Below are 14,493 nucleotides of genomic sequence, written 5' to 3'. Positions count from 1 at the left end.
CGGAGCCGTCATCACCTGGTGCACGTTCGTCGACGGGCAGGTGCCCGTCGCAGCCCACCCCACCGACGCCGCCGCGCCCCGGAAAGCCGCGCGGGCGTCGGGTCGGCCGGGACCCGGGCAGCAGCGTCCTACACCGGGCTGTGCGTCGCCGGTCCCGGGATCGCGGCCCCCGCGCCGGACGGCGCCGGGGCCGTCGACTCCCGGACGACCAGCCTCGGCCGGATGAGCAGGGAACGGCCTGCCGCGGGGGCCGAGTCGATCCGGGCCCGCAACTGCTGGAAGGTCTCCGCGGCCATCTCCGGCAGTGGCTGACGGACCGTGGTGAGCGGCGGCTCGAAGAGGTCGGCGAGGAGGATGTCGTCGAAACCGACCACGGAGACGTCCTCGCCCGCGCTGAGCCCGGCGTCCTTGGCCCCCCGGCAGATCCCGATCGCGCACATGTCGTTGATGGCGACGAACGCGGTGGGCGGGCGCGGGCCGCCCAGGAGCTCCCTGGCGGCGTTGCGCCCCAGCTCGGCCGCGTCCTTGTCACCGAACTCGGTGGCGTCCGCGCCGGGCCAGACGATCGCGTCGGCCGGGTCGAGACCCGCCGACTCCAGGGCGGCCCGGAAGCCGCGCAGCCGCTCGCGGCGGTTGACGCTGTTGACCGAACCGGAGACGAAGGCCAGCCGACGGTGGCCGAGTTCGATCAGGTGGCGGGTGGCGAGTTCGGCGCCCATCGCGTTGTCGACGCTGATGGAGGCCAGCGACGGCGGGTCGCCCGCCTGGGCGGTGCGGTCGAAGGCGACCATCTTCAGCCCACGGCTCAGCAGCGGAGTCACATGGTCCAGCGAGGGCAGCGAGGAGCACAGCACCACCCCGCTCACCCCGTCCGCGAGCAGCTCCTCGCCGTACTTGAGCTCGCGGGCGGCGTCGCGCTCGCTGTTGCAGAGCAGTACGTGATACCCCTCGGCGAGCGCGATGGCCTCCAGCTCGCGGGCGAGCGCCCCCCAGAAGGGGTTGGCGACCGACGGCACGATGAGGCCGATGACCTTGATGCGGCCGGTGCGCAGCATCCGGGCGGCTCGGTTGGGCCGGTAGCTGAGCTGCTCGATCACCTGCTCCACGCGGGCCAGCGTGGCCGCCTGCATACGGTCCGTCCGTCCGTTGAGGACGTTGGAGACCGTGCTCGCGGAGACCCCCGCGGCCTCCGCGACCTGATGGATCGTTACCCCGCTCATGCCACCTCCGGTTCGGAACTCGTCTGACTCTACCAGTGTATCGATTTACTGAACTTCGTTTACCGGTACACCCGTTAACATCCCCGAAAATTCATGTGCATCAGCTGTTGACGTTGCTCTCACGGCGTTCCTAGCATCAGTGCATCGATTTACCAGCACTTCCCAGCCATGGCCGGGACCCCTCGCTGGATCGATCCACAGCCTCCACCTCAAAAGGGGTGTCCCATGCAACTCAACCGACGGTCGCTGCTTGCCGCCATCGGCGCCGGAACCGCTGTCGCCGCGCTGGGCGGCTGCGGTACCGGCACCTCGACGGCCGGCTCCGCCGAAGGCCCCGCCGAGGGCGAGATCACTCTGCTCACCCCGATCTACGAAGGGGCCGACGGCAAGACGCTGTTGGAGAAGGAGATACTCGGCGGCTTCCGGAAGAAGTACCCGGACGTCAAGGTGAACGTGGACTACACCACGTACGCCCAGCTCAACGAGAAGATCACCACCGGTCTCGCGGGCGGTCTGCTCCCCGACGTGCTGATGATGGGTGTGGGCTGGATCCCGCCGTTCGCAGCCAAGAAGGCGATCGCCGAGCTGCCGGAGAAGTTCGCCTCCGCGCACGACTACGAGAAGCGGGTACTGGAGCCGTCCCGGTACGACGGCAAGCTGTACGCGCTGCCGGTCGTCCTCGACACCCGCATCGTCGTCTACCGCAAGGACCACTTCGCCGAGGCGGGGATCAAGAAGACCCCGGCGAACTGGGCCGAGCTGCGCGCCGTGGCCAAGCAGCTCACCAAGGACGGCCGGGTCGGGTTCGACCCGTTCTCCATCGATCTGCGCCAGTGCTGGGAGACCTTCCTCTTCGCCAACGGCGGCCAGCTGTTCAGCGCGGACGGCAAGAAGGTGCTGTTCACCGACGCCCGCGGGGTCGAGGCGCTCCAGTTCTTCAAGGACCTCGTCAAGGACGGCTCCGCCGACTACGCCAAGAAGACGGAGCTCGGCGCTCCGAGCAACGTGCAGACCGGCAAGGCGTCGATGATGATGACGACCAGTGCCCTGTGGAAGCAGGTCGGGGACCAGGCGCCGGACCTGATCAAGGACGACAAGCTCGGGGCGTTCATCCTCGCCAACCGCAGGCCCGCGATGCTCCAGGGCGGCACCCTCGTCACCCAGTCCGCCAGTTCGAAGCATCCCGCGGCGGCCCGCGCGCTCGTCGAGTACCTCGCCTCGCCCGAGTCGATCCTCGGTGCGGCCAGGCAGCGCGGTTCGGTGCCCGGTCTGAAGGACCTCAACGACACCTCGTACGTGAAGGAGAACAAGTTCGTCGATCTCTCCCTGCAGAGCATGGGCGACGCGTGCTCCGAAGGCGGCACCGCCGCCTGGATGGAGATCCGCGAGAAGATCAAGCCCACGCTGGAGCCCGCGATCGTGGGCAACCAGTCGGCGAAGGACGCCATCGCGGAACTCGGCCGGCTAGCCGAAGCCGCGATCGGCCGGATGTAAGGACCCGTCACTGTGGGAGCGACATCCGTATTGAAGGCGCGCCTCGCGCCGCCCTCCGCCCCGGACGGACGCACGGTCGCGAAGAAGCGCACCGGCCGGGTACCGACGGGGCCGGGGCGCCGCAGGCAACGCGCCGGCATGCTGATGGTGGCGCCCGCGCTGCTGCATGCCTCGCTCTGGATCGGCCTGCCGGTCGTCGCATCGGTGGTCCTGGCCTTCACGAAGTACGACGTGCTGACGGCGCCGCAGTTCGTGGGACTGGACAACTTCAGCGAGATGATGAGCGACGCGGTCTTCCGCAAGTCCATCGTCAACACCGTCGTCTACACCTTCTTCACCGTGCCGTTCGGCATGATGCTGGGGCTGCTCGTCGCCCTGGCGCTGCACACCGGCCTGAAGGCCCGGGGCATCTTCCGCACCGCGGTCTTCCTGCCGCAGGTGACGGCGACCGTCGCGATCGCGCTGGTCTGGCTGTGGATCTACAACCCGGGCAACGGGCTGCTGAACACGCTCCTGTCGTTCCTCGGGATCGACGGTCCGGCCTGGCTCTCGTCGACCTCGTGGGCGATGCCCTCGGTGATCCTGGTCGGCATCTGGCAGGGCATCGGCATGAAGATGCTCATCTATCTGGCCGCGCTGCAGTCCCTGCCGAAGGAGCTGTACGAGGCGGCCTCGGTGGACGGCGCCTCGAAGGTACGGCAGTTCTTCTCGATCACGCTGCCGCTGCTGAAGCCCGCGACGTTCTTCGTGCTCATCACGTCGATGATCAGCGCCTTCCAGTCCTTCGACCAGATCTACATCCTGACCGACGGCGGTCCCGCCAACAGCACCACGATGATGACGTACGAGATCTACAAGTCCGCCTTCCGGGAGTTCCGCGTCGGCTACGCCTGCGCGCAGTCACTGGTGCTGTTCGTGCTGCTGATGGGCTTCACCCTGGTCAACCGGCGGATCATGGGAGGCACCCGTGGCCACAACTGAGCTGCACGCGCCAAGGGTCGCGAAGAAGTCCCGGCCGGGGAGGAACGGCAAGCCGGTCACCGCCGGCCGGATCGCGCTCTACGTGACCCTCACCGTCGTCTCGCTGCTGATGGTGGTGCCGTTCGTCTGGATGGTGCTCACCTCGCTCAAGACCCCGGTGGAGATCGCCTCCCAGGACGCCGGACTGCTGCCGGAACACTGGGAGTTCGGGAACTATCTCGACGCGCTGAAGGCGGCGCCGTTCGCGACGTACGCACGCAACAGCTTCATCATCGCCTTCAGCCACACCCTCATCAACGTGGTCGTGGCGTCGATGGCCGGTTACTCGCTGGCCCGGATCAAGTTCCGGGGCAGCGCGGTCATCTTCTACCTCTTCATCGCCGCGCTGATGATCCCGACGTACACCAAGGTGCTGCCCGAGTTCCTGATCGTCCGCTTCATGCCGCTGGCCGGCGGGAACGACATCTTCGGCCAGGGCGGCAGCGGCTGGCTGGACTCCTGGTGGGCGCTGATCGTTCCCGGTGCCGTCACCCCGTTCGCGGTCTTCCTCTTCCGTCAGTTCTATCTGGACCTGCCGGTGGAGCTGGAGGAGGCGGCCAGGCTCGACGGCCTGGGCGAGTTCCGGATCTACGCCCGGATCATGACGCCGCAGGTCAAGCCCGCGCTCACCACCGTGGCGCTGCTGACCTTCGAGTCGTCGTGGAACAACTTCCTGTGGCCGCTTCTGGTGACCCGCACGGACAGTCTGCGGGTGATCCAGGTGGGGCTCTCCGTCTTCAAGACGGAGAACGGCCCCCAGTGGCACTTCCTGATGGCCGGCACCACGCTGGCCACCCTGCCCATGGTCATTCTCTTCCTCATCGGCCAGCGCTACTTCGTGCAGGGCTTCGCGACCGCCGGCCTCAAGTGACCTGCTCCGGTCCCCAGTGACCGGAGCAGGCCCCGGGCCACCGGCTTTCGCCCGAACGACCGTTCTTCGAAAGGTACTCACTCCATGTCTGCTGATCTCAACGGCTCCCGCGCACTGGTGACAGGGGCGGGCCACGGCATCGGCCGCGCCATCGCCGTCGCGCTCGCCGAGGCCGGTGCCGATGTCGCCGTCCACTACCACTCCTCCGCCGACGAGGCCGCGAAGACGGTCTCCGCGATCGAGGCGCTGGGCCGCCGGGCGAAGGCGTTCAAGGCCGATGTCACCGTGACCGGTGATGTGGACCGGCTCGTCGACGAGGCGACCGGCTTCCTCGGCGGACTGGACGTCCTGGTCTGCAACGCGGGTCATCTGATCGGCCGGGCCACCATCGCCGAGATGTCCGACGACCACTTCGACCAGGTCCTCTCCACCAATCTGACCTCCACGTTCCGCACCGTGCGCGCCGCCCTGCCGCACCTGCGGGAGTCCTCGGCAGGCCGCATCATCACGATGTCCTCGCTGGCCGCGCACAACGGCGGCGGCCCCGGCTCGGTCGCCTACGCGGCGGCGAAGGCCGGCGTGCGCGGTTTCACCAAGGGCCTGGCCAAGGAGCTCGGCGGCACGGGCATCACCGTCAACACCGTGGCGCCCGGCTTCATCAAGGGAACCGCCTTCCACGACACGTTCACCGCGCCCGAGGCGCAGCAGGCGATGGAGGCCGGCATCCCGGTCGGCCGGGCCGGCACCCCCGAGGACGTCGCCGCCGCGGTCGTCCACCTGGCGTCGCCGTCGTCCGGCTTCCTCACCGCCACCACGGTGGACATCGACGGTGGCGTGTGGCCGCGTTGAGGCGGATCGCCCGGGAGCGGGGCGGCTGGTGGCACGCGTACGTCTGCCCGGCGCACGGCGTGGAGCTCGACCACGGCGACCTGCTCGCCGGAGTGTTCCCCGAGGGCGGTGCGCGTTGTGCGTACGGCTGCCGGGTGGACGACGAGGCGGTGCGCGGCGCCTGGCTGGTGCTCTCGCACCAGGCGTGGGCGCGGCATCTGCGGGTGCTCGCCCACCGCAAGGAACGCGCGGAGTCGGTGGCGCGGCTAGTGGAGTACGCGGGGCTGTACGCGGAGCTGGCCACCGAGCGGCACGGCGAGGCCCAGACCTGGATGCTGCGCGGCCGGCTCTTCCACCAGGCGCTGACCGATGCCATCTGGGCGGTGAACGTCGGCCACACCGTGATCACGCTCGCCCAGCACTCCACGGAACACCTGGCGGCGGTGCTGCCGCTCCTCGACGACCTGGAGCGGGCGGCGCTCGACGCCCGGGACGTGCTGACCGGTCAGGGCCATCTCGCCTCCAACTACACGGCGTGGCTCAACGCCGCCGGAGTGGCGACGAGTCGGGCCGCCGCCGCGGCCCGTGGCCGGGAGTGGGACGGCGGCGAGCGGTGGCTGGAGGGCGAACACGGCCTGTACGCGCATCTGCGGGTCGCGGTCGCCGATGACGGCTGGGAGTGGGAGGGCAGTACCTACTACCACGGGTTCGTGCTGCGGGCCACGCTGCTGGCGCTGCGGGGCACCGACCCGGCGTCCGTACCGTCCGACGTGCTGGATGTGCTGGCCGGGATGACGGATGTGCTGGCGACGATCGCCACGCCGGGCGGCATCCTTCCGGCGCTGCACGACGGCCCGTATCTGCGCGGTCCACTCGCCCTGGAGTGGCTCGAACTCGTGGCTCTGGCACAGCAGTTGGTTCCGTCACCGGCCCTGGAAGCAGTGGCCGGGCGGGCCCGGGCCGAACTCGGCGCGCGCGACGACGGGCTCGACCGGGAACTGGACGGCTGGTTCGGCGGGCCGCCGCTGCCCGAGCGCCCGGCGCCCGGTCCGGTGACCGTGTTCCCGACCGCCGGGTACGCGGTGCTGCACCACGCGGGCGTCCACGCTCTGCTGGACTTCGGTCCGCACGGCGGCTCGCACGGCCACCGCGACAAGCTGTCGCTGTATCTGTACGGCGACACCACCCCCTGGCAGCCCGACCCCGGTCAGGTTCCCTACGCGCACGCCGAGTTCCGGGACCTGTACGCGTCGACGGAGGCCCATCCGGCGTTCCGTGTGAACGGCGGCGAACAGGCGGAGTGCACCGGGCGGCTGCTCGGCTCGGACGGTTCGTCCGTCACCGCCGAGGTGACGACGGCGTACGAGGGGGTGCGTGCGGTGCGGCGGGTGGTGCTCGGTGACGGCTATCTGGTGGATCTGCTGAGCGTGCGTGCCGAGGACGAGCGGTGCCTCACCGCGCAGCTGCGCCCCGGTGTCGCGCTGGATGTCCAGCTCCAGGCGTCGGGCGAGGTCCGCACCACCTGGTACGGCGACGAGACCCTGCACGGCTGGCACACCCACACCCCCGGCGCGACCGTGCGTCCGGTCGCCCGGCCCGGCCCCGGTCCGGCCGACGATCCGCAGCGCGTGCGCACCCGGGTCGACTTCACCGCGCAGTCGGACCGGATCACCTTCGCCTCGGTGTACCAGGCGGCGTCGGCCGGCCCCGCCGTGGCCGATGTACGGCTGGACGGTGACGGGGTGCTGACGGTCTCGCTGACGGACGGCGGCACCGCACGGTTCCGGACGGAGGACTGACCCTTGTTGCTCTCGGCGACCCCGCCGCCCGGCCCGCGCCCCGCGCAGCAGGTGCGGCTGTACGAGGAGGCCGCCCGCCACCGCGGGCTGACCCCGCCGCGTACACACCCCCTGGCCAGCATCACCTGGCTCGGCCCCGCCGCCTCCAACCCGGCGCTGGCCTACCGGGTGAGCGGCGATCCGGCCCATCTGGCGGAGAGCCGGCGCTGGATCGAGGCCGCGGTGCGGCTGCCGCACTGGGGCAGGGCCCATATGCCGGACCACGATCTGGACGCCGGCTGGCTGCTGCACCATCTCTCGCTCGCCCACCGGTGGATCGGCGACGAGCTCCCGGACGAGGTGCGGGCGCTGCTGCGGTACAAGCTGCTGCTCCAGGGGCGCCGGATGTACGAGTTCGCGGTGGCGAGCGAGGGCCGCTGGTGGTCGTCGTCGTACTGGCAGAATCACAACTGGATCTGTTACGCGGGTCTGGCGACGGCCGGTTATGTGCTGGGCAAGCAGGAGTGGACCGAGCGCGCCAAGGAGAACCTCGGCACGGTCCTCGACCTGATGCCGGACGACGGTTCGCACGCCGAGGGCGTCGTCTACTGGCGCTACGGCGTGCCCTTCCTCGCCGTCCATCTGGATCTCCTCCAGGAGGCGGAGGGCATCGACTGGTGGGGACGGGGCGGCTTCCTCGCGAACACCTTCCGCTACCGGCTGCACCAGCTGGTCCCGGGCTTCGCGTTCAACGTCGACCACGGCGACTGCCACGACCGGCGCAGCGGACACAGCGCCGGTCTGTACTACCGTCTCGCGGCGCAGTACGGGATCCCCCAGGCGCAGTGGCTGGGCGATCTCGCCTCGGGTGAACTGCTCTGGCAGGAGGCGGCGGAGAGCGGGGTGCGGCCGGGGATCCTGCCGGAGGCGTATCTCGAATACCTCTGGTACGACCCGTCGGTGGCCGGCGCCCGTCCCACCGAGACCCGGGCGTTCTTCCCGGATCTCGGGCTGCTCGCGGCCCGCACCGGATGGGACGACGACGCCACGCTCGTCTCGTTCAAGGCGAGCCCCGGCGGTGGCCACAAGGCGTGGGAGACCTCCGCGAAGCACCGGGCGGAACGCGGCTGGGAGACCCTCAACCAGGGGCACCACCACCCCGATTCGGGCTCGTTCGTGCTGGTCTCGCAGGGTGCTTTCCTCGCGGTCGACGAGGGGTACAGCAACCGCAAGCGGGCCGCGCACCACAATCTGCTGCTGGTGGACGGGCAGGGGTACGCGGACGAGGACCGGTACCACGTCTACAAGGACATCCCGTACGAGCGGCAGGCCCGGCAGCGCGATGTGCTGGCCGGTCCCGACTGCGGCTGGGCGCACGCCACGGCGGAGATCGCCGCGATGTACGATCCCGCGCTCGGGGTGCGGCGGCTGGACCGGACGCTGGTGTTCACCCCGTCGGGCCGGCTCGTACTGCTGGATCTCGCCGAGGCGGACGCGGAGCGGGAGTGGTCGTTCCTGCTCCAGACCGACCGGCCCACCGAACCCGGTCCGGACGGTGGCCGGCTGATCCGGTCCGGGGCTGCCTCCGCACTGGTGCGGCGGTTCGCGCCGCTCGACGCCGAGGTCGTCTCCGAGGTCACCGAGGTCGAGGCGAACCCGACGTCGAGCACCCCGGAGCTGCGTCTGACCCGCACACTGCACACGCTGCGTGCGACGTCCGCGCGCTCCACGGAGGCGCTCTTCCTCACCGCGATCGTCCCGGGCGCGGGACCGGTCCCCGTCGAGCGGGTCGGGTGCGCGCAGGGCCAGGGCGTCACGTTCGGCGAGGAGACCGTGCTCCTCTCCCCCGTCGCGCGCCGTATCCGTACCGAGACGGTGTCGGCCGACGCGGCGGCGGTGCTGCTCGGCGCCGAGGGCTCGGCCCCCCACGTGGTGGCGGCCACCCGGCTGGTGCTGGACGGCCGCGTGCTGCTCGATGTCCCGGAGCCGTACACAGGAAAGGTCGGCTGATCACCATGCAGGCAACCCTCTCGTCCGGCTGGCCGACGCTGCTGCGGCGGCTGGAGTTCGTGGCCTACCCGGCGGCGGCCGGGGCCGCCTTCACCGTGCTGTCGCTCGGTGTGGTGACCTGGCTCCCCGCGCTCGCCGCGATGGGGCACGCCCTGCAGCGGTGGCGGGCGGAGGGTGACAGCCGCTGTTTCACCAACGCGTTCGCCGCCTTCCCGCAGTACTGGCGGTCCCTGTGGCGCCACGGCCTGGCGTCCACCGCGGCGGGGATCGTCCTGGCCGCCAACATCGTCCATCTGCTGGGCCGTCCGGAGCCGTGGACGTTCGTGCTGCTCGCCGCGCAGGTGGGCATCGCGGCCGCGCTCGCCATCCACCATGTGGCGCTCGCGGCCGAGGCGGGCCGGTCCCCGCGCGGGACGGTCCGCACCTGGTCGCGCGGTGCGCTGGCCCTCGGCTTCGGCTCGGCGGCCCGTGGCACCGCACTGCTCGGCGCGGTGGTCTCCGCCGCGCTGCTCTCGCTCGTCGTACCGCTGGGCCCCCTGCTCCTCGGCCCCAGCATCCCCGTACTGCTCGCACTGTCCTTCGCAGACCCCAGGAGGCACACCCCATGAGCCGTGTACTGCGCACCACCCTCGTCGCCGCGCTCGCCGCCGGCGCACCGCTCGCCTTCCCCCCGCCGTCCGTGGCCGCCGAAACCGCCACCGCGTACTACGTGTCGCCGTCCGGCAGCGACTCCAACGCCGGTACGTCGGCGAGTGCGCCGCTCGCCACGATCCAGAAGGCGGTCGATCTGGCGCCGACCGGCGCGGTGATCGAGCTCGCCTCCGGTACGTACAAGCAGGACGTCGTGACCAAGCGCCCCGGGGTCACCATCACCGGCCCGTCCAACGCCGTGGTGAAGGGGGCGGGCGACGCCCGGATCATCCAGGTGCAGCACGACTCGACGACGCTCAGCGGATTCACCGTGGACGGGCTGCACGGGTCGTCCACCGATGTGTCGGGGTACCGCCTCAAGCTCATCTATGTCATGAGCACGACTCCGGGCAATGGTGTGGGCGGGCTGCGGATCACCGGGATGACGCTGAAGAACGCCGCCGACGAGTGCCTGCGGGTGCGCTATCTGGTGACCGGCGCCGACATCTCCGAGAACACGATCACCAACTGCGGTGTCAACGACTTCAAGTTCGGCGGCGGCGGGAAGAACGGCGAGGGCATCTACCTCGGCACCGCGCCCGAGCAGCAGGGGGCGAACGGCGCCCCGGACGCGGCCCCCGACATCAGCAGGAACAACCGTATCCATCACAACACCATCGCCACCCAGGGCAACGAGTGCGTCGATGTGAAGGAGAACTCGACCAACAACTACGTCGAGTACAACGACTGCAGCGGCCAGAAGGACTCCAGCTCCGGCGGCCTGGACGCACGCGGCAGCGGCAACATCTTCCGCTACAACACCATTCACGACAATGTCGGCGCGGGCATCCGGCTCGGCGGCGACACCGCGACCGACGGCATCGACACCAGCATTTACGGCAACACCATCACCGGTAACGCGGGCGGCGGCATCAAGTTCATGCGCACCCCGCAAGGTCCGGTGTGCACCAACACGATGAGCGCCAACACCGGCGGCGACGCGGTCGGCACCTACGGCAGCGAGTACGACCCGACGGGTGCGTGCCCGCAGTGACCGGGCGGGGAACCGCGAGACGCGGGGTACTGACGGCGGCGGCCGGTCTGGCGGCGGTCGCGGCCACGGCGCCGGGGGCGCAGGCGGCCGAGCGGTCGGGCAGCGGAGTGAGCCGGTCGCGCTGGACGACGTCCTGGGCGACCGCGCAGACCGCGCCGACCGCCACGGACACGGTGGCGAGCGCCGGCCTGACCGACGGCACGTGCGTCACCCACGTACGGCTCTCCGCGGGCGGAACCGTCCGGCTGCGTTACGGGCATGCCTTCGGTACGGCCCCGGTCCTCGTCGGCCCGGTGACGGCGGGCGGCCTGCCGGTGACGTTCGGCGGGCAGCGGCAGGCGTGGCTCGCCGCGGGCGCCTCGCTGACCAGCGACGCGGTCGCCGGACTGCGTGTCGCCGAGGCCGCGCGTCTGACGGTGGAGACCCGGCTCCCCGGCCCCACCGGGCCGCTGTCCTTCCACCGCAACACCCACGCCTCGCACTCCGTCGACGGCGAGCGGACCACCTCGGTGTTCCTGCTGACCGGAGTCGAGGTGACGGGCGCGCACGGACCGGTGGTCGCGGTGCTGGGCGACTCCATCACGGAGGGCGTCGGCACCCCGGACGACGCCGATCTGCGCTGGCCCGACCAGCTGGCCCGGCGGCTTCCCGGCTCGGCCGTCGCCAATCTCGGCATCAGCGGCAACCGGCTGCTGCTGGACGACGCCCGGTTCGGACCGGGCGGACAGGCGCGCTTCGACCGCGATGTGCTGTCACGGCCCGGGCTGCGCACCGTACTCGTCCATCTCGGCGTCAACGACCTCCAGCAGCCGCCGAGCCAGACCGATCCGGCGCGCGTGCTGGCCGGATACCGGCAGCTGGTGCTGCGCGCCCGCGACGCCGGGCTGCGGACGGTCGGCGCGACCATCGCGCCGTTCGGCGGCTGGACCCGCTGGACGCCGGAGCTCGAATCGGTGCGACAGCGGATCAACGCGGCGGTGCGCACCGGGCGGGTCTTCGACGCCGCCGTGGACTTCGACGCGGCCCTGCGCGACCCGGACCGGCCGTCCCTGCTGCTGCCCGCGTACGACAGCGGCGACGGGCTCCACCCCAACCCTTCCGGTCATGCCGCGCTGGCCGCGGCCGTCGACCGCCGACACCTTCTGTGAGGGCCGCATGACGAACCCAGGCACCACTCCGGGCACCACCCGGCGCACCGTTCTCGCCGGCGCGGCGGCCCTCGGCGCGGCCGCCGCGCTGCCGCTCACCCTCACCGCCGCCCCGGGCACCGCGCACGCGGCGGACGGACCCGCCGTCATCGACGACCCCACCGCCCTGCGCACCCGCTGGCACACCCTGCTCACCGGTGGCCCCGGCCTCGACCTGACGGACCCGCAGATCGCCGCGGCCGTGGCCAGGACCGGCAAGGCCGCGACCACCTCGGTCAAGGGCCTCGACCCGGCCCGGAACGACGGGCTGTTCCCCGATCTGACCAGCACCACGCTCTCCAACCACGTGACGACGTCGTTCAAACGGCTCGCCACGGCAGCGACCGCGTGGGCCGTGCCCGGCACCCCGCAGTACGGCGACACCGCGCTGCGCGATCTGCTGCTCGCCGGTCTCGACTGGATGCTGACCAACCGCTACGGCCCCGGCCACACCCGGTTCGACAACGACTGGGACTGGGAGATCGGCTCCGCGCTCGCCCTCAACGACGCGGCCGTGCTGCTGTACGACGCGCTCGGGACGGAGCGGCTGGGCCGGATCACCGCGGCCGTGCGGCACTACACACCCGACCCGAACCTCTGGCGGGCCGACCGGCAGATCGCCACCGGTGCCAACCGGGTGTGGATCTCCACCGTGGTCGCCGTCAACGCGGTGCTCACCGGCACGGGCGACGATCTGGCCCGGGTCCGTGACGCTCTTTCGGACGTCGAGGGTTCGGGCGCCAACAGCGTCCTCGCCTTCAACGACGCGAGCGCCGCGGCGGAGGGCACCGGCGAGGGCTTCTACTCCGACGGTTCGTTCCTCCAGCACTACAAGCATCCGTACAACGGCGGATACGGCAAGGAGCTGCTGAACAACCTCTCCCGGCTGCTGAATCTCCTCGCCGGAACCGCGTGGACGGTCACCGACCCCGACCTCGACAACATCCGCGGCTGGGTCGACGACGGCTTCGACCCGCTGCTGGTGCGCGGCGACGTGATGGCGTCGGTGTGCGGGCGCGAGATCGCCCGCCCCAGCAAGCAGGGCCATGTGTCGGCGCAGACGGTCATCGAGGCGGTGGTGCGCCTGATCCCGAGCTTCCCGGGCGAGACCGCCGACCGCTTCACCGCCCTGGTCAAGCAGTGGATCGCCGAGGACACCTACCGGGACTTCCTGGCCGTCACCGACCTGGCCTCGCTGGTCGCCGCCCGGCAGGTCATCGCCTCCCCGGTGCCGGCCCGGGGGCCGCTGGTCGCGCACAAGCAGCATCCGCGGATGGACAAGGCGGCCCACCGCCGGCCGTCCTTCTCGCTCGGCATCTCCGCCTACTCCTCCCGGATCTACAACTACGAGTCGATCCAGAACGAGAACCTGCACGCCTGGCACCTCTCCGACGGCATGGTCCTGCTCTACACCGACGACCTCGGGCACTACAGCGAGGACTACTGGCCGACCGTCGACCCGGCCCGGCTGCCCGGCACCACCGTCATCGCCGGGCGCCCGGCGGACGCGGCCGGTCAGCGCACCACCAGCACGGCCGACTGGGCGGGTGGCACCGCGCTGCCGGGCACCACGCTCGGCGCGTACGGCATGGAGTTGCGCGCGTACGGCAGTTCGCTGCACGGACTCAAGAGCTGGTTCTGCCTGGACGACGTGATCGCCTGCGTCGGCTCGGGCATCGGCGCGGACGCGGGCACGGCCGAGACCGTGGTGGAGAACCGGAAGCTGCGCGACCCCGGGGCGGCCCTGCTCGTCAACGGCACGGCGGCGCCGACGGACGCCGGCTGGTCGGCCCGGCTCGACCAGGTCCGGTGGCTGCATCTGGCCGGAACCGGCGGCTACATCTTCCCCGAGCCCGTCGCGCTGAACGGTCTGCGCGAGGAACGCACCGCGACCTGGCGCGAGATCAACCTCAAGTACGGCACGGACACCTCGGTCACCCGCCCGTATCTGACGCTCTGGCAGGACCACGGCACCGCACCGGGCGGGGCGGGCTACTACTGGCTCCAGGCCCCGGCGGCCTCGGCCGAACGGACCGAGCAGTGGTCGTCCGCGCCGCCGGTGAAGCTGATCGCCCGCTCCACCGCCGTGCACGCGGTGCAGCGCTGCGCGGACGGGCTGGTCGCCGCCAACTTCTGGACCGCCGGGACCGTGCGTGACCTGACCTCGGACGGCCCCGCCTCGGTGCTGGTGCGCCCGGACGGGAAGACCGTGAAGGTGGCGCTGTCCGACCCGACCCAGCTGCGGACCTCGGTCGTACTGGACCTGGCGCAGCGCGGCCTGAGCGTCGTCTCCGCCGATCCGGGTGTCGGCGCCGCGGCCACCGGCGACGGCATCCGCATCACCGCCGACACCGCCGGACGCCATGGCGCAACCCTCAACCTCACCCTGAAGAGGAGCTAG

The 14,493-nt window shown here is 71.1% G+C and carries 11 protein-coding genes; 10 read left to right on the top strand and 1 reads right to left on the bottom strand.

Going from position 1 to position 14,493, the window contains the following annotated elements; genetic code table 11:
* Positions 1–128: 128 nt before the first annotated feature.
* Positions 129–1,220, bottom strand: a complete 1,092-nt coding sequence (locus tag AB0D53_RS02775; protein WP_329815480.1) for a LacI family DNA-binding transcriptional regulator — start codon at positions 1,218–1,220, stop codon at positions 129–131.
* A gap of 225 nt (positions 1,221–1,445) precedes the next feature.
* Here AB0D53_RS02775 and AB0D53_RS02770 point away from each other — a divergent pair, with 225 nt between their 5' ends.
* From AB0D53_RS02770 to AB0D53_RS02725, 10 genes are all read left to right on the top strand, one after another.
* Entirely contained in the window at positions 1,446–2,714 is a 1,269-nt protein-coding gene (locus AB0D53_RS02770) for an ABC transporter substrate-binding protein (protein WP_362439045.1), read from the top strand.
* A 12-nt stretch (positions 2,715–2,726) separates the two neighbouring features.
* The gene (locus AB0D53_RS02765) at positions 2,727–3,695 is read left to right on the top strand and encodes a sugar ABC transporter permease (RefSeq protein ID WP_362439042.1); all 969 of its coding nucleotides are present in this window, start codon (positions 2,727–2,729) and stop codon (positions 3,693–3,695) included.
* Entirely contained in the window at positions 3,682–4,605 is a 924-nt protein-coding gene (locus tag AB0D53_RS02760) for a carbohydrate ABC transporter permease (protein WP_362439039.1), read from the top strand. The genes AB0D53_RS02765 and AB0D53_RS02760 overlap by 14 nt, the downstream gene beginning before the upstream one ends.
* Positions 4,606–4,689: 84 nt before the next feature.
* Complete coding sequence (locus AB0D53_RS02755) at positions 4,690–5,454, top strand: SDR family NAD(P)-dependent oxidoreductase (RefSeq protein ID WP_329815484.1); 765 nt, start codon at positions 4,690–4,692, stop codon at positions 5,452–5,454.
* Entirely contained in the window at positions 5,442–7,232 is a 1,791-nt protein-coding gene (locus AB0D53_RS02750) for a heparinase II/III family protein (RefSeq protein WP_362439036.1), read from the top strand. The genes AB0D53_RS02755 and AB0D53_RS02750 overlap by 13 nt, the downstream gene beginning before the upstream one ends.
* A gap of 3 nt (positions 7,233–7,235) precedes the next feature.
* The gene (locus AB0D53_RS02745) at positions 7,236–9,221 is read left to right on the top strand and encodes a hypothetical protein (protein WP_362439033.1); all 1,986 of its coding nucleotides are present in this window, start codon (positions 7,236–7,238) and stop codon (positions 9,219–9,221) included.
* Between the two features lie 5 nt (positions 9,222–9,226).
* Positions 9,227–9,829: a YesL family protein gene (locus AB0D53_RS02740; protein WP_329815487.1), complete on the top strand. Its 603-nt coding sequence runs from the start codon at positions 9,227–9,229 to the stop codon at positions 9,827–9,829.
* On the top strand, positions 9,826–10,905 hold the full coding sequence (locus AB0D53_RS02735; protein ID WP_362439029.1) for a right-handed parallel beta-helix repeat-containing protein: 1,080 nt from the start codon (positions 9,826–9,828) through the stop codon (positions 10,903–10,905). The genes AB0D53_RS02740 and AB0D53_RS02735 overlap by 4 nt, the downstream gene beginning before the upstream one ends.
* Entirely contained in the window at positions 10,902–12,053 is a 1,152-nt protein-coding gene (locus tag AB0D53_RS02730; protein WP_362439026.1) for an SGNH/GDSL hydrolase family protein, read from the top strand. Before AB0D53_RS02735 ends, AB0D53_RS02730 begins: the two co-directional genes overlap by 4 nt.
* Positions 12,054–12,060: 7 nt before the next feature.
* Entirely contained in the window at positions 12,061–14,493 is a 2,433-nt protein-coding gene (locus AB0D53_RS02725) for a polysaccharide lyase 8 family protein (RefSeq protein ID WP_362439023.1), read from the top strand.

This window comes from Streptomyces sp. NPDC048295 (genome assembly GCF_040652135.1).
In the GTDB taxonomy this organism is placed as follows: domain Bacteria; phylum Actinomycetota; class Actinomycetes; order Streptomycetales; family Streptomycetaceae; genus Streptomyces.
Note: the sequence above shows the minus strand (reverse complement) of the source record. Positions and strands in the feature narration are given on the sequence as shown.